This window comes from Xanthobacter sp. SG618 (assembly GCF_012932745.1).
In the GTDB taxonomy this organism is placed as follows: Bacteria; Pseudomonadota; Alphaproteobacteria; order Rhizobiales; family Xanthobacteraceae; genus Xanthobacter; species Xanthobacter flavus.
Map to the genome: position 1 here is coordinate 124,227 of NZ_JABBHL010000010.1, position 25,246 is coordinate 149,472.

General features: G+C 68.8%; 26 protein-coding genes. 21 read left to right on the forward strand and 5 right to left on the reverse strand.

The window, feature by feature from the left end; genetic code table 11:
• Positions 1–59: 59 nt before the first annotated feature.
• The 3 genes from FHT36_RS22430 to FHT36_RS22440 all read left to right on the forward strand — a co-directional run bounded on the left by FHT36_RS22430 (position 60) and on the right by FHT36_RS22440 (position 2,949).
• Positions 60–758, forward strand: a complete 699-nt coding sequence (locus tag FHT36_RS22430; RefSeq protein ID WP_169124683.1) for an orotate phosphoribosyltransferase — start codon at positions 60–62, stop codon at positions 756–758.
• 8 nt (positions 759–766) lie between these two features.
• Positions 767–1,837, forward strand: coding sequence for a quinone-dependent dihydroorotate dehydrogenase (locus tag FHT36_RS22435; RefSeq protein WP_169124684.1), 1,071 nt, complete (start codon positions 767–769; stop codon positions 1,835–1,837).
• Between the two features lie 83 nt (positions 1,838–1,920).
• Positions 1,921–2,949, forward strand: coding sequence for a proline iminopeptidase-family hydrolase (locus tag FHT36_RS22440; RefSeq protein WP_169124685.1), 1,029 nt, complete (start codon positions 1,921–1,923; stop codon positions 2,947–2,949).
• Positions 2,950–2,973: 24 nt separating this feature from the next.
• Here FHT36_RS22440 and mscL read toward each other — a convergent pair whose 3' ends face one another.
• Entirely contained in the window at positions 2,974–3,438 is a 465-nt protein-coding gene (gene mscL / locus FHT36_RS22445) for a large conductance mechanosensitive channel protein MscL (protein WP_169124774.1), read from the reverse strand.
• Between the two features lie 301 nt (positions 3,439–3,739).
• Here mscL and fabA point away from each other — a divergent pair, with 301 nt between their 5' ends.
• The 6 genes from fabA to FHT36_RS22475 all read left to right on the forward strand — a co-directional run bounded on the left by fabA (position 3,740) and on the right by FHT36_RS22475 (position 9,127).
• Entirely contained in the window at positions 3,740–4,282 is a 543-nt protein-coding gene (fabA, locus tag FHT36_RS22450) for a 3-hydroxyacyl-[acyl-carrier-protein] dehydratase FabA (RefSeq protein ID WP_024280910.1), read from the forward strand.
• A gap of 55 nt (positions 4,283–4,337) precedes the next feature.
• A complete protein-coding gene (gene fabB / locus FHT36_RS22455; RefSeq protein ID WP_024280909.1) occupies positions 4,338–5,555 on the forward strand; it encodes a beta-ketoacyl-ACP synthase I in 1,218 nt (405 codons plus the stop codon).
• A gap of 135 nt (positions 5,556–5,690) precedes the next feature.
• Entirely contained in the window at positions 5,691–6,539 is an 849-nt protein-coding gene (fabI, locus tag FHT36_RS22460) for an enoyl-ACP reductase FabI (RefSeq protein ID WP_169124686.1), read from the forward strand.
• 11 nt (positions 6,540–6,550) lie between these two features.
• Positions 6,551–7,174, forward strand: a complete 624-nt coding sequence (locus tag FHT36_RS22465) for a DsbA family protein (protein ID WP_169124687.1) — start codon at positions 6,551–6,553, stop codon at positions 7,172–7,174.
• Between the two features lie 180 nt (positions 7,175–7,354).
• Positions 7,355–8,086, forward strand: coding sequence for a DUF4239 domain-containing protein (locus FHT36_RS22470; RefSeq protein ID WP_169124688.1), 732 nt, complete (start codon positions 7,355–7,357; stop codon positions 8,084–8,086).
• Between the two features lie 150 nt (positions 8,087–8,236).
• Positions 8,237–9,127 carry a cation diffusion facilitator family transporter gene (locus FHT36_RS22475; protein ID WP_169124689.1) on the forward strand — a complete coding sequence of 297 codons (891 nt, stop codon included), beginning with the start codon at positions 8,237–8,239 and terminating at the stop codon, positions 9,125–9,127.
• Between the two features lie 6 nt (positions 9,128–9,133).
• Here the strand turns inward: FHT36_RS22475 and mog are convergent, their stop codons facing one another.
• The gene (gene mog / locus FHT36_RS22480; protein ID WP_169124690.1) at positions 9,134–9,667 is read right to left on the reverse strand and encodes a molybdopterin adenylyltransferase; all 534 of its coding nucleotides are present in this window, start codon (positions 9,665–9,667) and stop codon (positions 9,134–9,136) included.
• A gap of 202 nt (positions 9,668–9,869) precedes the next feature.
• On the opposite strand from mog, the gene FHT36_RS22485 reads away from it, so the two are divergent.
• Complete coding sequence (locus FHT36_RS22485; protein WP_169124691.1) at positions 9,870–10,781, forward strand: helix-turn-helix transcriptional regulator; 912 nt, start codon at positions 9,870–9,872, stop codon at positions 10,779–10,781.
• A gap of 100 nt (positions 10,782–10,881) precedes the next feature.
• Here the strand turns inward: FHT36_RS22485 and FHT36_RS22490 are convergent, their stop codons facing one another.
• Positions 10,882–12,588: an ATP-binding protein gene (locus tag FHT36_RS22490; RefSeq protein WP_169124692.1), complete on the reverse strand. Its 1,707-nt coding sequence runs from the start codon at positions 12,586–12,588 to the stop codon at positions 10,882–10,884.
• 439 nt (positions 12,589–13,027) lie between these two features.
• Between FHT36_RS22490 and FHT36_RS22495 the strand changes: the two genes are divergently transcribed.
• The 7 genes from FHT36_RS22495 (at position 13,028) to FHT36_RS22525 (ending at position 19,004) form a co-directional block, all read left to right on the forward strand.
• A complete protein-coding gene (locus tag FHT36_RS22495) occupies positions 13,028–13,900 on the forward strand; it encodes a branched-chain amino acid ABC transporter permease (RefSeq protein WP_169124693.1) in 873 nt (290 codons plus the stop codon).
• Positions 13,900–14,736, forward strand: a complete 837-nt coding sequence (locus FHT36_RS22500; protein WP_168461421.1) for a branched-chain amino acid ABC transporter permease — start codon at positions 13,900–13,902, stop codon at positions 14,734–14,736. Before FHT36_RS22495 ends, FHT36_RS22500 begins: the two co-directional genes overlap by 1 nt.
• Complete coding sequence (locus FHT36_RS22505; protein ID WP_169124694.1) at positions 14,736–15,497, forward strand: ABC transporter ATP-binding protein; 762 nt, start codon at positions 14,736–14,738, stop codon at positions 15,495–15,497. Before FHT36_RS22500 ends, FHT36_RS22505 begins: the two co-directional genes overlap by 1 nt.
• Positions 15,498–15,500: 3 nt before the next feature.
• A complete protein-coding gene (locus tag FHT36_RS22510; RefSeq protein WP_169124695.1) occupies positions 15,501–16,226 on the forward strand; it encodes an ABC transporter ATP-binding protein in 726 nt (241 codons plus the stop codon).
• Between the two features lie 89 nt (positions 16,227–16,315).
• Positions 16,316–17,488 carry an ABC transporter substrate-binding protein gene (locus FHT36_RS22515; RefSeq protein ID WP_169124696.1) on the forward strand — a complete coding sequence of 391 codons (1,173 nt, stop codon included), beginning with the start codon at positions 16,316–16,318 and terminating at the stop codon, positions 17,486–17,488.
• Between the two features lie 89 nt (positions 17,489–17,577).
• A complete protein-coding gene (locus FHT36_RS22520) occupies positions 17,578–18,261 on the forward strand; it encodes a DUF2848 domain-containing protein (RefSeq protein WP_169124697.1) in 684 nt (227 codons plus the stop codon).
• A 53-nt stretch (positions 18,262–18,314) separates the two neighbouring features.
• Positions 18,315–19,004: a GntR family transcriptional regulator gene (locus FHT36_RS22525; RefSeq protein WP_169124698.1), complete on the forward strand. Its 690-nt coding sequence runs from the start codon at positions 18,315–18,317 to the stop codon at positions 19,002–19,004.
• A gap of 128 nt (positions 19,005–19,132) precedes the next feature.
• Here FHT36_RS22525 and FHT36_RS24915 read toward each other — a convergent pair whose 3' ends face one another.
• Positions 19,133–19,840 carry a 4'-phosphopantetheinyl transferase superfamily protein gene (locus tag FHT36_RS24915; protein WP_169124699.1) on the reverse strand — a complete coding sequence of 236 codons (708 nt, stop codon included), beginning with the start codon at positions 19,838–19,840 and terminating at the stop codon, positions 19,133–19,135.
• Entirely contained in the window at positions 19,833–20,534 is a 702-nt protein-coding gene (locus FHT36_RS22535) for an alpha/beta fold hydrolase (protein WP_169124700.1), read from the reverse strand. Before FHT36_RS22535 ends, FHT36_RS24915 begins: the two co-directional genes overlap by 8 nt.
• A 293-nt stretch (positions 20,535–20,827) precedes the next feature.
• Between FHT36_RS22535 and FHT36_RS22540 the strand changes: the two genes are divergently transcribed.
• From FHT36_RS22540 to FHT36_RS22555, 4 genes are all read left to right on the forward strand, one after another.
• The gene (locus FHT36_RS22540; RefSeq protein ID WP_169124701.1) at positions 20,828–21,637 is read left to right on the forward strand and encodes an ABC transporter permease; all 810 of its coding nucleotides are present in this window, start codon (positions 20,828–20,830) and stop codon (positions 21,635–21,637) included.
• 10 nt (positions 21,638–21,647) lie between these two features.
• Positions 21,648–22,472, forward strand: coding sequence for an ABC transporter ATP-binding protein (locus FHT36_RS22545; protein ID WP_169124702.1), 825 nt, complete (start codon positions 21,648–21,650; stop codon positions 22,470–22,472).
• 88 nt (positions 22,473–22,560) lie between these two features.
• On the forward strand, positions 22,561–23,973 hold the full coding sequence (locus FHT36_RS22550; protein WP_169124703.1) for an enolase: 1,413 nt from the start codon (positions 22,561–22,563) through the stop codon (positions 23,971–23,973).
• Between the two features lie 31 nt (positions 23,974–24,004).
• Positions 24,005–25,198 (forward strand): dihydrodipicolinate synthase family protein, encoded by a 1,194-nt coding sequence (locus tag FHT36_RS22555; protein ID WP_169124704.1) that lies wholly within the window; start codon positions 24,005–24,007, stop codon positions 25,196–25,198.
• Positions 25,199–25,246: the final 48 nt, after the last annotated feature.

Here is a 25,246-nt window from a genome sequence, read left to right on the forward strand (position 1 = left end):
TCCGCTCTGATATATGCGCGTCACACACAAGCGACGAAACCGCGACGAAGGCTTTCCCCATGGCGAATGTCACTGCTTTCCCGGACAAGGCTACCATCGCCGAGCAGACGGCGCGGATGCTGCTCGAGGTCGAGGCGGTGCGCTTTTCCTCCGGCGAGCCCTTCATCTTCACCTCGGGCTGGGCGAGCCCGGTCTATATCGACTGCCGCCGCCTCATCTCCTTCCCGCGGGTGCGCCAGACGCTGGTGGATTTCGGCATCTCCACCATTTACCGCGAGATCGGCTACGAGCAGTTCGACACGGTGGCGGGCGGCGAGACGGCGGGCATTCCCTTTGCCGCCTGGGTCGCCGACCGAATGATGCTGCCCATGCAGTATGTGCGCAAGAAGCCCAAGGGCTTCGGCCGCAATGCCCAGATCGAGGGCCACCTCGCCCCCGGCGAGCGGGTGCTCCTGGTCGAGGACCTGACCACCGACGGCAAGAGCAAGGTCAATTTCGTCAATGCCTTGCGTGAGGCCGGGGCGGAGTGCCAGCACTGCTTCGTATTTTTCTATTACGACATCTTCTCCGAGGCGGCGGGCATCCTGGACAGCGCCGGCCTCAGCCTCCACCGCCTCGCCACCTGGTGGGACGTGCTGGCGCAGGTGAAGAAGATGAACCGCTTCGAATCGAAGCAGGTGGCCGAGATCGAATCGTTCCTCAACGACCCGCACAGCTGGTCCAAGGCCCACGGCGGCACCGCCACCACCGGCGAGTGACGCCCTAAATGGACCTCTACGCCCTCGTTCGGCCCTTCCTCGGGCTGGTGACCCCCGAGCGGGCGCACGGCTATGCCGTCCGCGCCCTTGCGAAGGGGCTGATGCCGGACCTCTCCGGCCATGACGACCCGGTGCTCGCGACCCGCGTCTGGGGCCTCGATTTCCCCAATCCCGTGGGCCTCGCCGCCGGCTTCGACAAGCATTGCGAGGTGGCGGACGGCCTGTTGAAGATGGGCTTCGGCTTCGCCGAGATGGGCACGGTCACGCCGCGCCCCCAGCCCGGCAACCCGCAGCCGCGCCTGTTCCGGCTGGAGGAGGACGAGGCGGTCATCAACCGCTTCGGCTTCAACAGCGAGGGCCTTGCCCCCTTCGTCTACCGGCTGGCCAAACGCCGCTCGGCGGGCGGCAAGGGCATCCTCGGCGCCAATGTGGGGAAGAACAAGGAGAGCGAGGACACGCTGGAGGACTACGCCGCCGGCGTTTCCGCCACCTGCCGGCTCGCCGATTATATCGTGTGCAACATCTCCTCCCCCAACACGCCGGGCCTGCGCGCCCTGCAGGCGCGGGCGGAGATGGAGGCGCTGCTCGCCCATCTCGTCGGCGTGCGCAACGCCTCGGTGCCTGACCCTGCGGAACGCCCGCCGCTGCTGGTGAAGGTGGCGCCCGACCTGGACGACGCCGGCCTCGCGGACGTGGCCGAGGTGGCGCTGGAGACCGGGATCGACGGCATCATCATGGGCAACACCACCCTGTCGCGCCCGGCGAGCCTGCACAGCGCGCACAAGGGTGAGGCCGGCGGCCTCTCCGGCAAGCCGCTGATGACGCTCTCCACCGAGCGGCTCGGGGCGCTCTACCGCCTGGTGGGTGGTCGCCTGCCGCTGGTCGGCTCCGGCGGCATCAGCTCGGGCGCGGACGCCTATGCCAAGATCCGGGCCGGGGCGAGCCTCGTGCAGCTCTATTCGGCGCTGGTGTTCCACGGCCCCGGCCTCGTCGGCCGCATCAAGACGGACCTCGCCGCCCGCCTCAAGGCCGACGGCTTCGCCCATGTGTCGGAAGCGGTGGGCGCGGACGTCCGCTGATCGCCGTCCGGCGGCGCGCCGCGCTTGACCGCGGCGGCTACTCTGTTACCCCTGATGCTCCTTCCTCCTCACGGTAGGGCATCATGGCCGGGCTGGATCGACGCGCCTTCCTCTCTCTCCTCGGCGCGGCGGCGCTAGTCCCAGCCGCAACGCCCGCGCTGGCGCGGCCGGTGGTGTTCCCCCCGGCGGACCGGGAGCTGATGGTTCCGGTGAAGGGCGGGCGCCTCTATGTGCGCACCAACGGGGTGAGCGCGAACGGCAGGCTGCCGGTGCTGCTCCTCCATGGCGGGCCGGGCGGGATGCATTCCACCTTCCACGACCCCCTGGAACTCGCCGACGAGCGCATGGTGGTGCTCTACGACCAGCTCGACAGCGGCCGCTCCGACCATCCCGACGATCCCGCCAACTGGACCGTCCCCCGCTTCGCCGACGAGATCGACGCCATCGCCGCCGCTTTGGGCCTCGGGCGCTTCCATGTGCTGGGGCACAGCTGGGGCGCCACCATCGCGCTGGAATGGGCGGCGCGGCGCCCCGCGACGCTGGCCGGGCTGGTGCTGGCGAGCCCCTTCGTCTCCGGCAAGAGCTGGATCGCGGATGTGGCCGCCCGCCGCGCGGCGCTGCCGCCTGACGTGCAGGCGGTGATCGACGCCTGCGAAGGCAGCGCCCCGCCGCCGCAGGCTACCTGCGATGCCGCCGCCGGCGCCTTCTACGCCGCCTTCAACCGGCGCGAGCCGCTGCCGGCCATGCGCAAGGCCTATGAGGCGGCGCAGAACCTCAAGCTCAACGAAAAGCTCTATGTGGCCATGAACGGCGCTGGCGAGTTCACCCAGACCGGCACCCTCAAGGATTACGATGGGGAACCGCTGCTGGCGCGGCTCGACGGCGCGCGCACGCTGTTTGTCATCGGCCAGTATGACGAGACGCGGATCGCGACCGTCGCGGCCTTTGCCGAGCAGGTGCCGAGCGCCGAGTTCGCGGTGATCCCCGGCGCCGCCCACGGCATTTTCAACGACCGCCCCGACGAGTCGGTGGCGGTCGTCCGCGGCTTTCTGCGGCGACAGGATGCCTTGGCGCAGAAGGATGCGCCGGCGTCCCAGCCCGTCAAGCCCTGAAACCCGTGAAGCCCTGAGGCCGGTTCAGGCCGTGGGCGGGGCGGGGGGCGCGGGCGTCACCGGCGGGCGGGCGGCGGGCCGTTCGGAGGCGAGCAGGTCGCGAATCTCCATCAGCAGCACCTCCGTCTTGGTGGGCGCGGCCGGCGGCTTGCCGGCCTCGGCCCGGCGCAAGGCGTTGATGCCGCGCACCACGAGGAAGAGAACGCCCGCCACGATGATGAAATTGATGGCGATGGTGATGAATGATCCATACGCCAGTACCGCACCCTGCTTCTTCGCGTCCGCGAGGTTGGCGGCGGTGACCGACTTGGAGAGCGGAACGAAATAGTTCGAGAAGTCGAGCCCGCCGGTGACGGCACCGATGATCGGCATGAACACGTCGCCCACCAGCGAGGTGACGATATTGCCGAAGGCGGCGCCGATGATGACGCCCACCGCCAGGTCCACCACGTTGCCGCGGACCGCGAACTCCTTGAACTCCTTGAGAATCGGCATTGCGTACTCCCGCCCGATGTCGCGACCGGGGCGCCGATGCGCCCCACCCTTTGGCGATACCATAGCCCAGCGCCCCAAGGGCAACGCCCGAGTTGCCAATCCGGTTCGCCGGGCGCGGCCGGATATCGCGCGCATCGTGCCACCCGTGACGCTTTCATGACTTTGAGCGCGCCCTTGCCTATGTTAGGGAGTGCCCGCCACCGATGGCGGGGGCGGCCCTTGCGGGCTCATCAACAGCAACCCTCGGCTGCCCTTGCGGGCGGTGCAGAGGCGGCAAATGGCGACACTGGCAAGAATGGCGGACCGGCAGACCAGCTTCGATTATGAGGATCTCCTCGCGTGCGGACGTGGCGAGCTGTTCGGGGCCGGAAACGCGCAATTGCCGCTGCCGCCCATGCTGATGTTCGACCGGATCACCGAAATCTCGGAGACGGGCGGCGAGTTCGGCAAGGGCATGGTGCGCGCCGAGCTGGACGTGAACCCCGACCTCTGGTTCTTCGCCTGCCACTTCAAGGGCGATCCCGTGATGCCCGGCTGCCTCGGCCTTGACGCCATGTGGCAGCTCGTGGGCTTCCATCTCGGCTGGCTCGGCTCGTCCGGCCGCGGCCGGGCGCTGGGCCTCGGCGAACTGAAATTTTCCGGCCAGGTTCTGCCCGGCGTGAAGAAGGTGGTCTACGGCATCGAGTTCAAGCGCGTCATGCGCTCCAAGCTCGTGCTCGGGATCGCCGACGGCTGGCTGGCGGCGGATGGCGAGGTGATTTACCGCGCCAAGGATCTGAAGGTGGGCCTGTTCCAGGCCGAGACGGCACCCCAGCCCGCAGGCGCCGCGAGCGCCTGACAAGGCCTCGCCACGATCTGCGGCGACACTGGGTGCACTCCAATGGGGATTTGACATGCGGCGCGTCGTCGTCACCGGGATGGGCATTGTCTCGTCCATCGGCAACAACACGCAGGAGGTTCTTGCCAGCCTGCGCGAAGCCAAGAGCGGTATTTCCTTCGCCGAGGACTATTCCCGGCTCGGATTCCGCTCTCAGGTGCACGGCGCGCCGACCCTGAATGCGGAAGAGGTCGTTGACCGGCGCGCCATGCGTTTCCACGGCGGCGGCACCGCGTGGAATCACGTGGCCATGGAGCAGGCCATCCGCGATTCGGGCCTTGAGCCGAACGAAGTCTCCAACATCCGCACCGGCCTGGTGATGGGCTCCGGCGGCTCCTCCACCAAGACCATCGTGGATTCGGCCGACATCACCCGCGAGAAGGGGCCGAAGCGCGTCGGCCCGTTCGCGGTGCCCAAGGCCATGGGCTCCACCGCCTCGGCGACGCTCTCCACCTGGTTCAAGATCAAGGGCCTGAGCTATTCCATCTCGGCCGCCTGCGCGACCACCAACATCTGCATCGGCAACGCCTACGAGCTGATCCAGTACGGCAAGCAGGACATCATCTTCGCCGGCGGCTGCGAGGATCTGCACTGGACCCTCTCCGTGCTGTTCGACGGCATGGGCGCCATGTCCTCCAACTTCAACGACCGTCCGGCTGTGGCCTCCCGCGCCTATGACAAGAACCGCGACGGCTTCGTCATCTCCGGCGGCGCCGGCGTCCTCGTGCTGGAAGAGCTGGAGCACGCCAAGGCCCGCGGCGCCCGCATCTATGGCGAAATCGCCGGCTATGGCGCGACCTCCGACGGCGTGGACATGGTGGCCCCCTCGGGCGAGGGCGCGGAGCGCGCCATGAAGCTCGCCATCTCCGGCATCAAGGCGCCCATCGACTACATCAACCCCCATGCCACCTCGACGCCCATCGGCGATCTCAAGGAGATCGAGGCGATCCGCGCGGTGTTCGGCGACAAGTGCCCGCCCATCTCGGCCACCAAGTCGCTCACCGGACACTCGCAGGGCGCCACCGGCGTGCACGAGGCGATCTATTCCATCCTCATGATGCAGAACGGCTTCATCGCCGAGAGCGCCAACATCGAGGAGATCGACCCGGCCTTCGCCGACATGCCCATCGTGCGCAAGCGGGTGGACAACGTGACGCTCGGCCATGTGCTGTCGAACGGCTTCGGCTTCGGCGGCACCAATGCCAGCCTCGTCATCAAGCACGTCGACGCCTGAAGCGGATGGACGCCTGCTGCTCCGATAGGGCGGCGTTCAGGATTGGTCATCAATGGTGAGCCGGCGCCGGCCGAAACGCGATGGCGTGGCCGGGCGCCGTCTGCTATCGGCGTCTCAGGCGCGAGAGGGTAGGTTATGCAGGACCTGATGAAGGGCAAGCGCGGCCTGGTGATGGGTGTCGCCAACGATCATTCCATCGCCTGGGGCATTGCCAAGGCGCTGGCGGGTCAGGGCGCGGAACTCGCCTTCACCTACCAGGGCGAGCAGGTGGCCAAGCGCGTGAAGCCGCTGGCGCAGAGCGTCGGTTCCTCCCTCCTGCTGCCGTGCGACGTGGAAGACCTCGCCAGCGTGGACGCGGTGTTCGCCGCGCTGAAGGAGAGCTGGGGCAGCCTGGACTTCCTGGTCCACGCCGTCGCCTTCTCCGACAAGTCCGAGCTGAAGGGCCGCTATGCCGACACCAGCCGGGAGAACTTCTCCCGCACCATGGTGATCTCCTGCTTCTCCTTCACCGAGATCGCCAAGCGCGCCGCCGCGCTGATGACCGAGGGCGGCTCGCTGATCACCCTCACCTATGGCGGCTCCACCCGCGTCATGCCCAATTACAACGTGATGGGCGTGGCCAAGGCGGCGCTTGAGGCCTCCGTGCGCTATCTGGCGGCGGATTTCGGCCCCGTGGGCATCCGCGTCAACGCCATCTCCGCCGGCCCGGTGCGCACGCTGGCGGGCGCCGGCATCGCCGACGCGCGGGTGATGTTCAACTACCAGAAGCGCCACGCCCCCCTGCGCCGCACGGTCAGCATCGAGGAGGTGGGCGGCTCGGCCCTCTATCTCCTCTCGGACCTCTCCGCGGGCGTCACCGGCGAGGTGCATTTTGTCGATTCCGGCTACAACATCATCTCCATGCCGCACCCCGACGTGCTGAAGGCGCAGGAAGATGCGGAGGCGCAGGCCGCCTCCGAGGTGCCGACCAAAGCGGCCGAATAGGGCCCGGCGGGATGGGCGCCCCGGATCGTCAGCTGACCCGCCGGGGGCTTCTGGCCGCCGGTGCCGGCCTCCTTGCCGCGGCGGCATCCCCCGCCCTCGCGGATCCCGTCACGCCCGAGGCGCGCAAGCTGCTCGACGCCATGCCCGGCAAGGCCGTGCTGGGCGCGCAGAAGACCAAGCCCCTCGTCACCGAGCTGGTGGATTTCAACGCCCCGGACTGGCGCCGCTCCGCCTTCGACATGCGCGAGCTGCTCGCCGGCGATGCCAAGCTCGCTTATGCCATCGTGCAGACGCCGCGCGTGGACGTGGGCTCCATCGAGGCGGCGCGGGTGGCGCTGGCCGTGCTCGCCATGCAGCCGGCCAAGTTCGGCGACTTCTACCTCGCGCTTGCGGCGACCAGCGGCGACATCGACGGGGTGAAGGCGCTCAACGTGGTGCGCAGCGAGGGGCTCGACCACTACAAGGTGTTTCGCGCCGCCAACCAGCCGGATATCACCGACATCCTCACCAAGGGGGTGGCGCTCGCGGCCGCGCTCCGGGTGCTCGATACGCCGGCCTATGTGATCGGGGCGGACGTCGTCTCCGGCTATGCCGACCTGGCCCGCAAGCGAACGCTGATCGCCGCCGCCCGCTGATCGCCGCGCGGTTTCGCAGCGGCAGGGCGCCGGCGCGCGATTTTCTCCCTTTACGCTGCAAAGCCGGCGTCGTATCGGGCGAACATTCGGTCGCCTGCGTCGATAATCCAGCAATATTCGGACGGGAGTGCAGGCTGGGGGGAAGCCATGGAGGCGTGGCAGGTCGCGATACTGGTCTTCTTGGCGCTCGAGTGCGGCGCGCTGTTCGGCATGGGCTCGCAGCGCTGGCTGAAGGCCCATCACCTCTCCAAGGACACGCAGGAGGCGGTGAAGCTGGGTGTCGGCATGGTCGCGGCCATGGCGTCGCTGATCCTGGGCCTGATGACGGCCTCGGTGAAGGGCAATTTCGACACCACCGGCAAGGACGTGCAGCAATATGCGACGCTCCTCACCATCCTCGATGCCACGCTCCAGCATTACGGACCCGCCGCCAGGCCGGCGCGCGATGCGTTGCGGGTCTACACGGTGCACGCCATGAACGAGACCTGGCCCGCCGCCGGCAGCGCGCCGGTGATGGTCGCCAGCTTCGATTCGGAGCAGAAGCTGGAGCGGGTCGGCCACGAGATCCGCATCCTCGAGCCCTCCGGCCCCGAGCAGACCGATCTCAAGGCGGAGGCGCTCGACCGGTTCAAGTCGCTCAACGCGTTGCGCTGGACGCTGATCGCCGAGGCGGTCACCGAGATCCCGCCGGTGTTCATCGTGGTGCTGATCGTCTGGCTGACGCTGATCTTCGCCAGCTTCGGGCTGTTCTCGCCGGTGAACCTGGTCTCTCTCATCGTCTTTCCCCTGTGCTCGCTGTCGCTGGCCGGCGCCATCTTCCTGATCCTGGAGATGAGCTCCCCGTTCGACGGCGTCATCATGGTGGGGCCGGAAGCCATCCAGCGCTCGCTGGAGCACATGAAGCTTCCCTAAGGGGCGGTGTAAGGCGGGTGTAACCTCCAGCTTGTCCGGGAGTGCGACCCTGGCGCGGTTGCGCCGGGGCGCGCGGTTCGGTACGTCCTGCCGACCGCCGGGGACGGACCCGCGGGACCGCCCCCGACGGTTTGCAGAATGGAGGCCGACATGAGCCGCAAGGTGCTCTGGATCGCGGCGGCGAGCGTGCTCGTCGGTGCCATCGTGCTCGGCCTGAAGACGCTGGCCTGGTGGGTCACCGGCTCGGTGGCGCTGCTGTCGGATGCGCTGGAAAGCATCATCAACGTCGCCGCCTCAGCCGCCGCGCTGTTCGCCATCACGGTGTCCGCGCGTCCCGCCGACGACAACCACCAGTTCGGCCACCACAAGGCGGAATATCTTTCCGCCGTTCTGGAAGGCGTGCTCGTGGTGGTGGCGGCCGTCACCATCATGCGGGAGGCCTATTACGGCTTCCTCGACCCGCATCTGCCCGACCAGCCCTTCACCGGCATGCTCATCAACGGCGCGGCGACGGTCATCAACGCCATCTGGTGCCTGGTGCTGCTGCGGGTGGGCAAGAGCATGCGCTCACCGGCCCTCGTCGCCGACGGCAAGCATGTGCTGACCGATGTGGTCACCTCGGCGGGCGTGCTGATCGGCTTCGTGCTGGTGCCTGTCACCGGCTGGCCGGTGCTCGATCCGCTGATCGCCGGCCTCGTGGCGCTCAACGTGCTGTGGACCGGCTGGAGCCTGATGAAGGAATCCGTGGGCGGCCTGATGGACGCCGCGCCGCCGCCGGACGTGGTGGCGCGCATCCGCGAGCTGGTCTCGCTCCATGCCGCCGGCGCCATCGAGGCGCACGATCTGCGCACCCGCCATGCCGGGCGCATCACCTTCGTGGAATTCCATCTGGTGGTGCCCGGCGACATGACGGTGGCCGCCGCCCACGACATCTGCGACCGCATCGAGAACGCCTTCGAGCGCGACATGGATGATGCGATCATCACCATCCATGTGGAGCCCGAGGGCGAGGCCAAGCACCGCGGCGTGGTGGTCGTCTAAGTCCTGTCAGGCGCCTTTGGGCCGGAACGCGGCGCAGACCTCCGGATCGGTCTCGATGCGCCCGGCGCCGATCAGGTCCAGGCAATAGGGGATGGCCGGGAACACGGCCGCGAGGCACACGGCGATGGACGCCGGCTTGCCGGGCAGGTTCACGATCAGCGTCTTGCCGCGCACCCCCGCCTCCTGCCGTGACAGGATGGCGGTGGGCACCTCATTGAGGCTGATGCGCCGCATCTGCTCGCCGAAGCCGGCCAGCGGCTTCTCGATCACCGCCGCCATGGCCTCGGGCGTCAGGTCGCGCGGGGAGGGGCCGGTGCCGCCCGTGGTGCAGATGAGGTCCATGTGCTCCGCATCCGCGAGGGTGATGAGGGTGTCGCGCACGCTCTCGAACCCGTCCGGGATCACCCGATAGTCGGCGACCCACGGGCTGGTGATGGCGCGGCGTAGCCAGGCCTCGATGGCCGGGCCGCTCAGATCCTCATAGGTGCCGGAGCTGGCGCGGTCCGAGATGGTGACGATGCCGATGCGGGCGGGGGTCATGTGGCAAATCCGGCTGGAAAGCATTCCGCCTGTGCTGGCGTGCCAAGCATCCTAAAGCAAGCGCCGCACCAGCGGTGCCCCGTCGCAGGGTACAATTTGGGCTTGCGACGCGGCGGCCATGCCGTATTCATGTGAACATAAGAGAAAAGTGTCGTTTCCTCCGGCGCGCCCTGCGTCGCGGGGGCCAATCGGGCCGGGCCGGATGTCGGAATATCTCACCACCCGCGAACTCGCGGCGCTGCTGAGGGTGCGCGAACGCAAGGTCTATGACCTCGTCGCCACCGGCAGCCTTCCGGTCCGGCGGGTCACCGGCAAGCTGCTGTTCCCGCGCCGGGAAATCCAGGACTGGATCGCCGGCTCGGCGGAAAGCGCCCCGGCCCACGCCGCCGCGCCGGATGGCGCCCACCATTCAGCGCCTTCGGACCATCACGCCCCGCCGCCGGTGATGACGGGCGGGCATGATCCGCTGCTCGAATGGGCGCTGCGCGAATCGCGCTCCGGCATCGCCTGCCTCATGGACGGCGCGCTCGACGGCCTCGACCGGGCGGACCGGGGCGAGTGCATCGCCGTCGGCCTGCATGTGCCGGAGGGCGACGACTGGAACGCTTCCGTGGTGGAGCAGCGCTTCGGCCGGGCGCCTTGGGTGCTGGTGGAGTGGGCGCGGCGCGTGCGCGGGCTGATCTGCCGGCCGGGCCTTCCCCGTCCGCCCACCTGCCTCGCGGAGGTCAGGGGCTTCCGATTCCAGATGCGCCAGAAGGAGGCGGCGAGCGAACTGGTGCTCGACCGCCTGCTCGCGGCGGAAGGGATGGGGCGCGCCGACCTCACCTGCGCCGGCACGGTGGAGCGATCGGAAACCGACCTGGCCCTCGCGGTGGCCGCCGGGCGGGCCGATGTGGGCCTCGGCATCGCCGCCGCCGCGCGCCTGCACAATCTCGATTTCGTGCCGCTGGTGGAGGAGCGCTTCGACCTCATGGTCTGGCGCCGGGCCTATTTCGAGCCGTCGTTCCAGAAGCTCGTCGCCTTCTGCCGCGAACCCGCCTTCCACGCGCGGGCGGCGGAGCTGGGCGGCTACGACGTCTCCGGCTTCGGCCGGGTGCATTTCAACGGGGCGTGACGCCCTCTCGTCATTTCAACGGCGTGAGAGACAAAAAAGACCCGCCCGAGGGACCGGGCGGGTAAGTCAAGGGCAATGGGGGTGCCCTATGGGAGGCCGCTCAGGCGAGCGGCGGCACGTCCAGCGCGCGGAAGATGGCGCAGCGGCGGAAGGCGTCGATGGAGGGCGGTTCGCCCTTCTGCGAGCAGTATTTCGCCACCAGCTTGGCGAGGCCCTTGATGTCGCGGCCGGAGGTCTCCGGGAACATCTCCACCAGCGTATCGATGAGCTCGTTGGAGAGGATGAGGCCGAACTGGTCGCACATGACGCGCCAGATCTTCCGCCGGTCGTCCGGGCCGGGGGAGTGATATTTGATAAGGGCGATGCAGCGCGAGACGATGGCCTCGTCGATGTCGTCCACCCGGTTGGTGGTGAGGAACAACAGGCCGTTGAAGTATTCGAGCACGCGCAGGAACACGCCCACCACCGCATTCATGGTGAGGTTGTCCTGCCGGCGCTTGATGTAGACGTCCGCCTCGTCGATCAGCATCACCGCGCCCCAGCGCTGGGCGCGCGTCAACGCATCTTTCAAGGCCTGCTCCATGTGGGCCACGTCGAGGCCGAGCTGGCCGGAATGCACCCGGTAGAGCGGGCGCTGGATGATCTCGGAATAGACTTCGGCGGTGAGCGTCTTGCCGACGCCGGGCGGGCCGGCGCAGAGCACGGTGGTGCCGCCGGATTTGCCGGCCACCACGTCGTCCATCAACGTGTTCATCTCGGCGGTGAGAATGTCGATGAGGTCGGTCTGCTCCGGCGGCAGAACCAGCTTCTGCTTCAGCTCCGGGTGGTATTCGTAAGGCCGGATGTCGTCCACATGCACCCACACATGGTGGTGCAGCTCCAGATGGAACATCAGGATCAGCGGGTGGACCGGCATGTCGGTGAAGGCACCCTTGGGGATGCTGTCCTTCGCCGCGCGCAAGGCCTCGTCCACGGCCATGTGGAAGAGGTTCTGCTTGTCCGCCTTCTTCACGATCTTGTCGAGGAAGAAGCCGGAGGTCTCCGTCCCGAGCGTGCGCTCGCCCAGCAGTTCCTCGTCATTGACGAGCCGCGCCTCGCTGCCGGAGGAGGAGAGGACCACGGTGGACTTGCGCGCCCAGTCGGTGTCGCGCCGGTTGGCGGTGGGGTCCTCGGCGAACAGGCCCGTGCCGCGGCCGGAGAACTGCTCGCCATAGCGGCCGCGCCACTCGAAATAGCGCACCATCTGGTCGTCGAAGGACTTGAGCAGGCCCTCGTCCTCCATCAGCCAGCCCTTGGCGGCGAGCGTGCCGGGGATGGTGAGGCCGCGCAGGTCCTTGGAGCGGATCAGCAAATTCTCCACATGGGTCTTGCCGCGGTTGTTGGCCTTCAGTTCCACGATCAGCCGGCCGGCCTCCTCCTCGCCGGGGGGCGTGTAGTCGAGGCGGGTGATGAGATAGGGCTCGGGCTTGCCCGAGGGGTTCATGCGGAACAGCCAGCCGCGGATGCAGTGCTTGACGAAATAAAGCGCGATGGCGCCCGCCAGATCCTCCAGTTCGTCCGCGCCGAAGCGCTTGCCTTCGTCGCGGAACACGCCGACGAGGTTGGCGAGCTGCTCCTCCTGCCCGCGAATGGTGGTGCCGCCCGTCCTCAGCACCAGCTCGTGCAGGTGGGCCAGCTCGTCGGGCTTCAGCGCATCGAGGCCCAGCTCCATGCGGCTCGAAAGACGCGGCTGGGCGAGCAGGTGCGCCTGGTCCGGGAAGGCGTCCACCAGGCTTTCGACCACCAGGCGTTCGACGATGAGTTTCATGGGGCAGCCTCATGTCTCGAACGATGTCGGGGCTTCGACAATTTGGTCGACCTGTGACACGCCCTGGCATCGCGAACGGGGATGAAAGGGCGATAGCAAGATCGGGGCCGGAGCCGGGCTGGGCCTTTTTCCGGCGCCCGCCTGCCGCCCCGATGGGCAATACGTCGCCTCCCCGACGGGCAGTCCGGCCTGGTCCCGGCGCGCGGAAATCCCCGCAAAAGATTGCCAGCACAGGCTGGAAGGGGTAGGTCCCTTATGCTGCAATGCAGTGAAATCCGCCTGAAATTTCAGCTTGAAGCCACGTCAAAAATAGCTTTGTATCAAAACTAATCGCTGCCCCGCTTCCGTGCCGTCCGCAATCGTCGGAGGGCGACGCCTCAGGCGGAAGGGGAGGGGCAGTGCCTGCGTCCGGCGTTCGAGAGGAAGGTTGCCCCGGCCCATGCTCGCGCAGCAGATCGTCAACGGCCTCATGCTCGGGGCCATCTACATGCTTGTGGCGGTGGCCTTCACCCTCGCCATCGGCGTGCTCAACTTCCTGAACTTCTCGCTGCCCGGCCTGTTCATGGTGGGCGGCATGCTCGCCTTCGGGCTGATGAAGGCGGGCTGGCCCTTCCTCATCGCCGCGGCCGGCGCGCTGGCGGCGGCGGCGTTCGTCTCGCTGCTGGTGGAGCGCTTCGCCTACCGGCCCATGCAGGGGGGCGATCCCGAGGTGCCGCTGGTCTCCTCCCTCGGCTTCCTGGTGCTGCTCGAGAATTTGATGCTGATCCAGTACGGCTCGGACCAGCAGGCATTCCCGGCCCTGCTGCCGGACCTCAACATCCGCCTCGGCGGCCTCGTCATCGGCATCGCGCAGCTCATCTCGCTGGCGCTCTCCCTCGGCCTTGTGACGTTCCTGTCCTGGTATCTGTCCTCCACCGCCGGCGGCCGGCGCATCCGCACAGTGGCGGAGAACCGCGAGACGGCGCTGCTCATGGGCATCGACATCTCCCGCCTCGTGCCGCAGCTCTTCATCGCCTCGGCGCTGCTGGCGGCGCTGGCCGGCATCCTGTTCGCGGTGAACTACCAGCAGGTGTCGCCCTTCATGGGCGAGGGCGTCGGCTTCAAGGGCGTCGCGGCCATGATCGTCGGCGGCATGGGCTCCATCTGGGGCGCGGTGCTGGGCGGGCTGGTCATCGGCCTCGCGGAGGTGCTGTCCATCTCCTTCATCGGCGCGGACGTGGTGAACATCTCCGTCTACGGCCTCTTGCTCCTCATCCTCATCGTGCGTCCGCAGGGCCTCATGGGCCGCGCCGCCAGCCGGGAGAAGCTGTGATGAGCGGCTATCTGACGGGCGTCCTCGTCGTCCTCGCCTTCAATGTCATCGCCGCCTATGCGGTCTATCTGCCGCTCGCGGCGGGGCAATTGAACCTCGGCATCGCCGGCTTCATGGCCATCGGCGCCTATGCCTCGGCCTTCCTCACCAACGAATATATGTGGCCCATGTGGGCGGCGATCCCGCTCGGCGCTGGGCTTGCGGGGCTGGTGGGCCTCCTCATCGGCGTGCCGGTGCTGCGCACCCACGGCATCTATCTCGCCATGGCCACCTTCGCCCTCGGGCAGGTGATCTCCGCCGTCTTCCTCAATCTGGAAGTGGTGGGCGGCGCCGCGGGCTATCCCGTCACCGATTATGCCGGGCCTTATGTGGTCTATGCGGCGGCGGCGGGCGTGGTGGTGCTGATGCTGCTCGTGTCGCGCACCCGCTTCGCGCTCTGCCTCACGGCGGTGAAGAGCGACGCGACGGTGGCGGACCTGCTCGGCGTCTCCGTGCGCGGCATGAAGGTCGCGGCCTTCGCGCTGGGCGCGGCGGTGGCCGGCTTCGGCGGCGGGCTCTACGCCCACCATTACAGCTTCGTAGAAGCCCAGCACTTCAACGTGCTGCTCTCGGTCTTCACCGTGCTCTACGTGCTGTTCGGCGGCACGCAGACGGTGTGGGGACCGCTGGTGGGCGCTGCCTTCTTCACTTTGGTGCCGGAGCTGCTGCGCGCATCCGACCAGTGGCGCTACGCCCTCTTCGCCGTCTTCATCATCCTGTTCATGGCGGTGCGGCCGCAGGGGCTGGTGACGTCCTCCCTGTTCCGCCTGTTCCGGCGCAAGGCGGAGGCCGCGTGATGTCCGCTGCTCTCGCCATCTCCGGCCTGTCGAAATCCTTCGCCGGCGTGCGCGCCATCCGCGATCTCTCCTTCACCGTGCCGAAGGGCGTCACCACCGCCCTCATCGGCCCCAACGGGGCGGGCAAGACCACGGTGTTCAATCTCGTCAGCGGCGTCTATGGCGTCGATGCCGGGCGCATCGAGGTGAACGGGCAGGACGTGACGCACATGCCGTCGCGCAAGCGCATCTCCACCGGCGTCGCCCGCTCGTTCCAGAACATCCGGCTGATGCCGCACCTCTCGGTGCTGGAAAACCTGCTGGTGGGCCAGCACGTGCGCGCCTCCTCGCTTGGTGCGCTGCTCACCCCCTACCGCCTCTTCCCCAATCATCGCTGGAAGCGCGAGGCGCGGGCGGCGCTGGAGGAGAGCGGCCTCGGCCGCTGGGCGGACGAGATGGTCTCCGCGCTGCCCTATGGGGTGAGGAAGCGCATCGACCTCGTGCGCGCGACGCTGGCCGGCGCCAGCCTGCTGATGCTGGACGAGCCCGCCGCCGGCCTCAATCCCAGCGAGACCAACGCGCTGCGCGATCATCTGAAAGCGCTGATGGCGAAGGGCGTCACCCTCCTCGTGGTGGAGCACGACATGCACTTCGTGGATTCGATCTGCGAGAACGTGGTGGTGCTGAACTTCGGCGAGAAAATCGCCGAGGGCCCGCTCTCCCGCGTGCGGCAGGAGAAGCTGGTGCGCGAGGCCTATATCGGCACGGACGAGGAGGCCTGAGCCATGGCGCTGCTCGAAGTCTCCGGCCTCTCCGTCTCCTACGGCCGCGTCGCGGCGCTCTCGGACGTGTCGCTGACCGTGAACGAGGGCGAGGTGGTCACCGTGCTCGGCGCCAATGGCGCGGGCAAGTCCACCCTGCTCAAGGCCATCCTCGGAGCCGTGCCGGCCAAGGCGGGGGGCATCGCCTTTGCGGAAACCGACGTCACCCGCCTGCCGCCGCACCGACGCATGGGGGCGGGGCTGGTGCTGGTGCCGGAAGGCCGGCGCATCCTCATCACCCTGACCGTGGAAGAGAATCTGCGGCTCGGCGCCCACATGCGGCGCGACACGGCGGCAGTGGAGCGGGAGATGGCGGCCATCTACGACCGCTTCCCCAACCTCGCCGAGCGCCGCCACATGGCCGCCTCCTGCCTCTCTGGCGGCGAGCAGCAGATGCTGGCCATCGGCCGCGCCATGATGGCGAAGCCCCGCCTGATGATGCTGGACGAACCCTCTCTGGGCCTCTCGCCGCTGTTCGTCTCCAAGCTGTTCGATCTCATCCGCGAATTGAACATCGAGGGCCTCTCCGTGCTGCTGGTGGAGCAGAACACCGGCAAGGCGCTGAAGGCGGCGCATTCCGCCACCGTGCTGGAACTCGGCCGCGTGGCCATGGCCGGCGCGCCCGACGTGCTCGCGGCCGATCCCCGTTTGCAGGACGCGTATCTCGGCGGCGGGTCGGCCGCCCATTGAACCAGGGTCCGAGGGCCCATGGGCCCTCGGGTGAAGCCCGCGCGGCGATTGAGCGTGCGGAAAACAAGAGCCACAGAGGAGAACGGGACATGAAGAAGAGCGTGCTGTTCGGTGCCGGCCTTCTGGCGGCGCTGGTCGCCTCCGGCGCCGCGCGGGCCGAGGGCGAGCTGGTCCTCGGCTACATGATGGCCAAGAGCGGCCCCTATGTGAGCCTCGCCAACACCAATGAGGTGGCCGTCGACATGGCGGTGGAGGAGATCAACGCCAAGGGCGGCATCAACGGCAAGAAGATCAAGGTGGTGAAGTTCGACACCGCCGGCGATCCCAAGCAGGCGACCACCGCGCTGCGCTCCTTCGCGCAGGATGCCGGCGCGCTCGCCGTCATCGGCCCGTTCTCGTCCTCGGAAGTGCGCACCACCTTCCCGGTGGGCGAGCGCGAGGGCCTCGCGCAGATGTCCATGGCCTCCTCGGCCCCGGGCCTCACCAAGGGCTTCACCTACGGCTTCCGCAACACCACGGACGAGGGCAAGGTCATCGACCAGGTGCTCGCCGCCATCAAAGACAAGAAGCTGCCCATGGCCTCGGGCGCGGCGGCCTATGCCACCGACGACGTGGTGTCCAAGTCCATCGGCACGGTGGTCGTTCCGAAGATGTTCGAGAAGTATGCGATCCCCTCCAAGGGCTCGGTGGACTTCCAGCTCGCAGCCTTCGACCTGTCGCCCCAGGTGGCGCAGCTGAAGCAGATGGCGCCGGATATCGTCGGCCTCGGCTCGCCGCCCGAGGGCGCGGTGAACCTCGCCAAGGAGCTGAAGCGCCAGGGCGTCTCCACCCGCATCATCGGCGGCACCACCATCGCCGATCCCGAGCTGCCCAAGCGCATGGACGGCGCCGGCGACAACCTCACCATCGGCACCACCTTCTTCCCCGAGGTGAACGACAAGACCAAGGCCTTCACCGCCGAGTTCGGCAAGCGCACCAAGGCCGCTGGCCTCAACCGCACCGACCCGAACCAGATGGACGCCTCGGTCTATGACATCGTCTACCTCTATTCGGAGGCGATGAAGCGGGCCAACGTGACCGGCGACAAGGCGAAGCTCGCCGAGGAGCGCGCCGCCATCCGCGACCAGCTCGCCAAGCTGAAGGACTACCAGGCCCTCGAAGGCGCCATCTCCTTCACCGACGGCGACGCCGTGAAGCCCGTCTACATCCTCGAGGTGAAGGGCGGAAAATGGACCCTTCTCGACACGCGCACGCCGAACTGACCTCGGCCGAAGCGTGCGGCCGGCGCCTCCTTTCCCTCCCCCTTTCGGAGGCGCCGGTCTCTTCTCCTTTTCCTGAACGAGAGATCCCGATGGGCACCGAGCTCACCTTCACCCTCCATGCCGGCGGCGAGAGCCGCACGGAGACGCTCGCCATCCGCCACGCGGTGATCGCGGGCTGGACCGGCCGCGACAAGGTCGCGCTGGAAAAGCACATCGTGGAGCTGGAGGAGCTGGGCGTCGCGCGCCCGGCCTCGACGCCCATCTATTACCGCGTCGCCGCCGCCCGCTTCACCACCGCCAGCGAGATTGAATCCACCGGCGCGGAGTCGTCCGGCGAGGTGGAGTTCATGATCCTTCAGGCCGATGGCCGGCGCTGGCTCGGCGTCGGCTCCGACCATACCGACCGCAAGGTCGAGACCTACGGCATCACCGTGTCCAAGCAGATGTGCGACAAGCCCGTCGCCGCCACCCTCTGGGCGCTGGACGAGGTGCTGCCGCACTGGGACAGGCTGCTCATCCGCTCCTATGCGGTCATCGACGGCGCGCGCGTGCTCTACCAGCAGGGCTCGGTGGCCGCCATGCTGCCGCCCGAGGAGATCATCGCCGGCTACGAGCCGGGCTTTGCGGACGGCACTGCCATGTTCTGCGGCACGCTCGCGGCCATTGGCGGCATCCGCCCGGCCGAGCGGTTCGAGTTCGAGATCGAGGACCCGGTGCTGGGCCGGATCATCCGTCATGGGTATGATGTGACCGTCCTTCCCGTCGCCGGCTGAGCGAGGGGCGGGGCCAAGGCAGAACGACCGGCACCGGTCAGGGGAGAGGCGCCATGCAGCTCGATGCGCGCGACGTGGGTCAGGAGATCGCCGAGGATGTCGGTCCGCCGCAGGTCCGCTCCCTCCGCGACACGGCCTATGACGTCATCAAGCAGCGCATCATCATGTGCGCCTTCCGCCCCGGCGAGGCGCTGAGCGAGGCGCAGGTGGCGGCCTCCCTCGGCCTCGGCCGCACGCCGGTGCGCCAGGCCTTCGACCGGCTGATGCGCGACGGCCTCGTGGAGGTGCTGCCGCGCAAGGGTATCATCGTGCGGCCCATCTCGCAGGACGAGGTGCGCGACATGGTGGAGGTGCGCCTGCTCAATGAGAGCTTCTGCGCCCGCCTCGCCGCCGAGCGGGCGGACGCGGCCGTCATCGCCGCTTTGAAGGAGAATGTGCGTCGGGGCTCCGCCGCCGCGGGGTCCGGGGACATCGTGGAACTGATGGCCCTCGACCGCGAATTCCACCTCACCATTTCCGGCGGCGCGCGCAATCCGGTGTTGGGCGAGATCCTGCGGAACCTGCACGAGCGGGCGCAGCGCGTGTGGTTCGTTTCGCTCCGCGACGTCGCCCACCATCGCCGCGTGGTGGACGAGCACGCCGCCATCGTCGACACGCTGGCCGCCCGCGACGCCGATGCCGCCGAACAGGCCACCCGCGCCCACATCCTCTCCTTCGCCGAAAACCTGACGCGCCAGCTCTAGGGCTTTCCGGGCGATCCACAGCTTGGCCGGGCGGGGTGTTCGCGGCCATTCACCGGGCGAACGGACGGGTGGATGCCCCGGACGAGCCGGGGCATGACGGTGTTGGTGGGAAGGGGTCGAAGCGCCCCCTACATCCGCTCCCACCCCGCCCCGGCGGAGAGGAACAGCATCGGCGCCTCCACCTCCACGGCGAAAGCGTAGGCGGCGGCGGGCAAAGCGCCGCTGCCGGCGAGGAAGGCGCGGCCGGCGCGCACCACGAGGCCGCCACCTTCGGGCAGGCGCACGCCGCGGGCGTCGCCGGCGAGGCCCTCGCCCGTCGCCTTCAGCACCGCCTCCTTGCCGCACCACTGGCGCAGGGCCGCTGCGGCGCGGTCGCCCTCGGGGAGGGCCGACCAGCGGGCGCGGTCGTCATCATGCATGAAATCGGGGGCGAGGCGGGTCCACAAATCGAGCCCGCGCGCCTTCTCTACATCGACTCCGATGGTGCCGCCACGGGCGAGCCCCACCGCCACCCAGCTTCCGGAATGGGTGAGGTTGAAGTCGAGATCCGACGCGATGCCCAGCCCCGGCCGCCCGTTCGCGCCGCGCACCACCGGCACGTCGGCGGGGGGAAGGCCGAGGGCGGCGCCCAGAAGGGTGCGCGCAAGGCTCCAGGCGGCGGTGCGGGCGGCGCGGTCGTCCGCCTTCACGTGGCGGGCGATGCGCGCGGCCTCCCCCGCCGGCAGCGCGATGGAAAGGTCGGGATTCACAGGCGCATCGGCGACCCGCGCGATGGCGAGGAGGCTCGCGGCCGGTGCGAGGCGCGCGGCGTCCACCGGCGAGGACGGATCAGGCACGGGCGGCGCGCCAGACGGAGAGGGTGCGCTTCAGCAAAGTGAGAAGGCGCTCCTCGTCGGAGCGCGTGAAGAAGTGCCCGCCGGGCCAGACCTCCACCGCCACCGGGCCGGCGATGTGCTCGCGCCAGGCTTCGAGGCTGGCGGCGGGGGTGGCGGGATCATCGGCGCCGCCGAGGATCACCGCCGGACAGGCCAGTGCCGGGCCGGGGGTGAAGGCATAGGTGTCCACCATGCGGAAGTCCGCCTTCAGCGCCGGCAGCGTCATGGCGAGGATGTCGGGGCGGCGGAACAGCACCTCGGGCGTGCCGCCGAAGCGCTTCAGCTCCTCGATGAGCGCGGCATCGCTCATCAGATGCCGGTCGAGCCGGGGAAACGGCAGATGCGGCGCCGCGCGGCCGGAGAGCACCAGCCCGGCTACGGTGACGCCGTGGCGGGCGAGCGCACGCGCCATCTCGAAGGCGAGCAGCGCGCCCATGGAATGGCCGTAGAGCGCCACCGGCACATGGCGATGGGCGAGAGGGGCGGCGATGTCCTCGGCCAGCGCCGAAAGGCTCGCTGGCACCGGCGCGCCGTGGCGGGAACCGCGGCCGGGAAGCTCGGGGCTGTCCACGGTGGCAAGGCCCGCGAGCGCGGCCTTCCAACTGCGATAGAGCACGGCGGAGCCGCCGGCATGGGGCAGGCAGACGAGGCGCACGGCTCAGGCGTCCCCGTTCCGGGGCGGTATCGTCCGTGTGTCTGGACAGCGACGCGGCATCGTGGAAGCCTCCCCTACCGAGATAAGCGGGAAAGGGCTGGCGGCTCAAGGCTCACGCTGCAGTGCGGCAAGAAAAGAAGCGGAAAAAGCGGCCCCCGCGTTACTGCGGTGCCGCCTCGACTTGGCCGGCATGGGCTTGACAACGGACGCGCCGGGAAATGTAATTCACTAGTTAGTTAAAACGGGACCACAGAGTCCCGGCCGGGACAAAACGCTAAAGGGAGGAAGCCAGCATGGCGTCGCCGCGCCACAGGAATCCCGTGCTCGCCGTCATCGACGCGCCGTGGGCGCGGCCGGTGGGGCTGCTCGTGATCCTCATCGCGATCTGGGACATCTCGGTCCGCATCTTCCAGATCCCGGCCTATCTCATTCCCACCCCGTGGGACGTGATGATCGCCTTCCGCAACGATGGCGCCATGCTGGCGCGCGAGGCGGTGCCCACCACCATCGCGACGCTGGCCGGCTTCGCGCTCTCGGCGGCCATCGGCATTCCGCTCGCCATGCTGATCGCCGGATCGCGCACCATCGAGGCCTATCTCTACCCGCTGCTGGTGTTCTCCCAGTCCATCCCCAAGGTCGCCATCGCGCCTTTGTTCGTGGTGTGGTTCGGCTTCGGCATCGTGCCGAAGGTCATTTCCGCCTTCCTGCTCGGGGTGTTCCCGGTGGTGGTGGCCGGGGTGCAGGGCTTCAAGTCGGTGGAGGCGGACATGCGCGACCTCGCCCGCTCCATGAAGGCCTCGCGGCTGCAGACCTTCGCCATGGTGAGCCTGCCCCACGCCATGCCGGCCATCTTCGCCGGCCTGAAGGTGTCGGTGACGCTGGCGGTGGTGGGCGCGGTGGTGGGCGAGTTCGTGGGCTCGAATTCCGGCCTCGGCTTCGTGCTCCAGCGCTCCATCGGCAATTTCGAGCTGCCCACCATGTTCGCCGCCCTCATCCTGCTCGCGCTCATCGGCGTGGTGCTGTTCTGGGTGATCGACCTGGTGGAGCGCCTGGTGGTCCCGTGGCATGCGAGCCAGCGCCATGACGTCTTCGTCACCGTCTGAGGAGGGCGCCATGGCCAGACCCAACACCCTGCGCGTGATCTCCCGCAACGAGGGTCCTTCGACCCGTCGCCGTCTCATCGACATCCGCGGCCTCGCCAAGACCTACCAGACCCGCGACGGCGAGGTGCCCTCGCTGAAGCCCATGGACCTCGACATCTCCGAGGGCGAGTTCATCTGCGTGGTTGGCCCCTCCGGCTGCGGCAAGTCCACCCTGCTGAAGCTGGTGGCCGGCCTCATCCCGGCCTCGGCGGGGGAAATCCTCATCGACGGCAAGGCGGTGACCGAGCCGCCGGACGATGTGGGCATCGTGTTCCAGAGCCCGGTGCTGCTCGCCTGGCGCACCGTGCTGCGCAATGTGATGCTGCCGGTGGAGGTGCGCCGGCTGGACCGCGCGAGCCATCTCGAGCGGGCGCGCCAGCTGCTCAACACGGCGGGGCTCAACGGCTTCGAGAACAAGTATCCCTGGCAGCTCTCCGGCGGCATGCAGCAGCGCGCCGCCATCTGCCGGGCGCTGGTGCACGACCCGAAGATCGTGCTCATGGACGAGCCCTTCGGCGCGCTCGACGCCATGACGCGCGAGAAGATGAACCTGGAGCTCCAGCGCATCCAGTACGAGACGGGCAAGACCATTCTGCTCATCACCCACTCCATCCCGGAAGCGATCTTCCTCGCCGACCGGGTGGTGGTGATGACCGATCGTCCGGGCTCGGTGGCCGCCATCTATGACGTGCCGCTGCCCCGCCCGCGCGCGCTCGACATGATGGCGAGCCCCATCTTCGCCGAACTCGCCAAGACCATCCGCGGACATTTCTACGCCCGCGGCCATCTCGATTGAGGTGCCGCCGGCGCCGGTCGCACCGGTACCGGCGGACCTCGCTCAATCGCCGCGCGGGCCTGAGGCCCGCAGGACTGAGAGGACGAACATGCCCTTTCCGCGCATCACCATCCGCGAGGTGGAGATCGGCGAGCGGCTGATGCCCTTCGTCCGCCCGTTCCGCTTCGGCTCCTCGGTGGTGGAGACGGCGCCGCAGGCCTTCGTGAAGGTCGCGGCGGAGGTGGAGGGCTTCGGCCCCGCCACGGGCATGGCCGCCGAGATGATGATGCCGCGCTGGTTCGACAAGGCGCCGCACAAAAGCCCCCTCGACACCGTGGACGACCTGCGCCGGGGCCTCGCCCAGGCGGCGCGGGTCTATGCCAATGCGCTGCCTTCGAGCGCCTTCGGCCTGTCGGTGGCGGCGCGGGCGCCGCAGCTCGTGTGGGGCAAGCGCGAAGGCGTGCCGCCGCTCGCCGCCGGATTCGGCCCGGCGCTGCTCGACAAGGCGGTGCTGGACGCGCTGCTGCGCGCCATGGGCCTCGGCCTCGTGGCCGGCCTCAAGGCCAATGTGATGGGGCTCGACGGGCGCCTCTCGCCGGACCTTTCCGCCGGGCAGATCGGCGGCTTCCTCGCCGCGCTCACGCCGGCCCCGGCGGTGGCGCTGCGCCACACGGTCGGGCTCATGGACCCGCTCGACGGCCCGCACGGCCTCGCCGCCGAGATCGCGGCGGCGCGCCTCGCCTTCTTCAAGATCAAGATCGGTGGGGATCTTGCCGCCGACATCGCCCGGCTGGAGGAGATCGCCGCCATCCTCGCCGCCGCGGCGCCGGGCTATGTGGCGACGCTGGACGCCAACGAGCAATACGACCCCGACCGCCTCATGGCCCTCGCCGAGGCGCTCGACGGCCCGCGCCTTGCCGCCTTCCGCGCGCGGCTCCTCTATGTGGAGCAGCCGTTCGACCGGGCGCAGACCTTCGCCGCGCCCCTGCCGCCGCTGGATGGACTGCCGGTCATCATCGACGAGGCGGATGATGCGCCGGACGCCTTCCCGCGCGCGGCGGCGCTGGGGTATCGCGGCGTTTCCTCCAAGAGCTGCAAGGGGCTCTACAAGGCCATCCTCAACGCGGCGCGGGTGAAGGCGTGGAATGCGGGCGGGGCGCGCGCGCCCTTCCTCATCTCGGCGGAGGATCTCACCTGCCAGCCGGGCCTCGGCATCGAGCAGGACACCGCCCTCGTCGCCGCTCTGGGCCTCGCCCATGGCGAGCGCAACGGCCACCATTATGTGGAGGGCTTCGGCCCGGCGCCGGAGCGCGAGGCGCGCGCCTTCTTCGACGCCCATCCTGACCTCTACACCCAGCGCGGCGGGCGGCTGGGCCTCGATGTTTCGCGCGGGCTCCTGCCCACACGCAGCCTTCTGGAGACGCCGGGCTTTGGCCGCGCCGCCGAACCGGACTGGGCCAGCCTCACCCCCATCGCGCCGGCCGCGGTGCCCGAACCCATCCCGCACGGGACGCTCGCCTGAGCGCCCGCGCCGCCTTTTCAGGATCGACACCATGAACGAGCACGCCCGCGCCACCGCCCTCTCGATCCGCCTGCCCGTGGCAAGCGGGAGCCTTGAGACCTTCCGCCTGTCCGCCCCGCGCGATTTTCCCTCCCGCGCCTCCGGCCCCATGAACCGCATCGCCTTCTCCGCGGCCCATGTGGTGGCGGACCCTCTGAAAGACTGCGACCCGTGGCTCGACGCGGCCATCGACTGGGACCGCACCATCGCCTACCGCGCCCGCCTGTGGGACCTCGGCCTCGGCGTCGCCGAAGCCATGGACACCGCCCAGCGCGGCATGGGGCTGGACTGGCCGACCTCGCTGGAATTGATCCGCCGTTCGGTGGAGGCGGCGAAGGCGCACGGGCCGGAGGCGCTGGTCTTCTCCGGCGCCGGCACCGACCATCTCGCCCCCGAGGCGGCGACCTCGCTGGACGACGTGATCCGCGCCTATGAGGAGCAGATCGCGGCGGTGGAGAAGGTGGGCGGGCGCATCATCCTCATGGCCTCGCGCGCGCTGGCCCGCGTGGCCAAGTCGCCCGACGACTATGAGAAGGTCTATGCCCGCGTGCTGTCGCAGGTGTCCGCGCCGGTCATCATCCACTGGCTCGGCGACATGTTCGATCCCGCGCTCGCCGGCTACTGGGGCACGCGCGATCTCGACGCGGCCATGGACACGGCCGTCTCCGTCATCAACGCCAATACCGCGAAGATCGACGGGGTGAAGATCTCCCTCCTCGACAAGGACAAGGAGATCGTCATGCGCCGCCGGCTGGACCCGGCCGTGCGCATGTATACGGGCGACGATTTCAACTATGCGGAGCTGATCGCGGGCGACGCGCGGGGGTATTCCCACGCTTTGCTCGGCATCTTCGACGCCATCGCCCCGGCCGCCTCCGCCGCGCTCACCGCGCTGGCGGCGGGGGACACCGCGCGCTTCCACGACATTCTCGGGCCGACCGTGCCGCTGTCGCGGCACATCTTCAAGGCGCCGACGCGCTTCTACAAGACGGGCGTGGTCTTCATGGCCTACCTGAACGGCCACCAGGACCACTTCACCATGGTGGGCGGGCAGGAGAGCACCCGCTCCACCCAGCACCTCGCCGAGCTGTTCCGCCTCGCTGACGCGGCCGGCCTCCTCACCGATCCCGACCTTGCGGTAACGCGCATGAAGGCGGTGCTCGCCGTGCGCGGTGTGGAGGGATAATCCCCGCAACTTCAGGCGCTTCCGTCGCGCTTGTGCCTGTGCCACCTT

Excerpts from the sequence above, each read along its gene's own strand:
- FHT36_RS22430 (WP_169124683.1), top strand. The coding sequence starts at position 60 with ATGGCGAATGTCACTGCTTTCCCGGACAAGGCTACCATCGCCGAGCAG.
- FHT36_RS22435 (WP_169124684.1), top strand. The coding sequence starts at position 767 with ATGGACCTCTACGCCCTCGTTCGGCCCTTCCTCGGGCTGGTGACCCCC.
- FHT36_RS22440 (WP_169124685.1), top strand. The coding sequence starts at position 1,921 with ATGGCCGGGCTGGATCGACGCGCCTTCCTCTCTCTCCTCGGCGCGGCG.
- fabA (WP_024280910.1), top strand. The coding sequence starts at position 3,740 with ATGGCGGACCGGCAGACCAGCTTCGATTATGAGGATCTCCTCGCGTGC.
- fabB (WP_024280909.1), top strand. The coding sequence starts at position 4,338 with ATGCGGCGCGTCGTCGTCACCGGGATGGGCATTGTCTCGTCCATCGGC.
- fabI (WP_169124686.1), top strand. The coding sequence starts at position 5,691 with ATGCAGGACCTGATGAAGGGCAAGCGCGGCCTGGTGATGGGTGTCGCC.
- FHT36_RS22465 (WP_169124687.1), top strand. The coding sequence starts at position 6,551 with ATGGGCGCCCCGGATCGTCAGCTGACCCGCCGGGGGCTTCTGGCCGCC.
- FHT36_RS22475 (WP_169124689.1), top strand. The coding sequence starts at position 8,237 with ATGAGCCGCAAGGTGCTCTGGATCGCGGCGGCGAGCGTGCTCGTCGGT.
- mog (WP_169124690.1), bottom strand. The coding sequence starts at position 9,667 with ATGACCCCCGCCCGCATCGGCATCGTCACCATCTCGGACCGCGCCAGC.
- FHT36_RS22485 (WP_169124691.1), top strand. The coding sequence starts at position 9,870 with ATGTCGGAATATCTCACCACCCGCGAACTCGCGGCGCTGCTGAGGGTG.
- FHT36_RS22490 (WP_169124692.1), bottom strand. The coding sequence starts at position 12,588 with ATGAAACTCATCGTCGAACGCCTGGTGGTCGAAAGCCTGGTGGACGCC.
- FHT36_RS22495 (WP_169124693.1), top strand. The coding sequence starts at position 13,028 with ATGCTCGCGCAGCAGATCGTCAACGGCCTCATGCTCGGGGCCATCTAC.
- FHT36_RS22500 (WP_168461421.1), top strand. The coding sequence starts at position 13,900 with ATGAGCGGCTATCTGACGGGCGTCCTCGTCGTCCTCGCCTTCAATGTC.
- FHT36_RS22505 (WP_169124694.1), top strand. The coding sequence starts at position 14,736 with ATGTCCGCTGCTCTCGCCATCTCCGGCCTGTCGAAATCCTTCGCCGGC.
- FHT36_RS22510 (WP_169124695.1), top strand. The coding sequence starts at position 15,501 with ATGGCGCTGCTCGAAGTCTCCGGCCTCTCCGTCTCCTACGGCCGCGTC.
- FHT36_RS22515 (WP_169124696.1), top strand. The coding sequence starts at position 16,316 with ATGAAGAAGAGCGTGCTGTTCGGTGCCGGCCTTCTGGCGGCGCTGGTC.
- FHT36_RS22520 (WP_169124697.1), top strand. The coding sequence starts at position 17,578 with ATGGGCACCGAGCTCACCTTCACCCTCCATGCCGGCGGCGAGAGCCGC.
- FHT36_RS22525 (WP_169124698.1), top strand. The coding sequence starts at position 18,315 with ATGCAGCTCGATGCGCGCGACGTGGGTCAGGAGATCGCCGAGGATGTC.
- FHT36_RS22540 (WP_169124701.1), top strand. The coding sequence starts at position 20,828 with ATGGCGTCGCCGCGCCACAGGAATCCCGTGCTCGCCGTCATCGACGCG.
- FHT36_RS22545 (WP_169124702.1), top strand. The coding sequence starts at position 21,648 with ATGGCCAGACCCAACACCCTGCGCGTGATCTCCCGCAACGAGGGTCCT.
- FHT36_RS22550 (WP_169124703.1), top strand. The coding sequence starts at position 22,561 with ATGCCCTTTCCGCGCATCACCATCCGCGAGGTGGAGATCGGCGAGCGG.
- FHT36_RS22555 (WP_169124704.1), top strand. The coding sequence starts at position 24,005 with ATGAACGAGCACGCCCGCGCCACCGCCCTCTCGATCCGCCTGCCCGTG.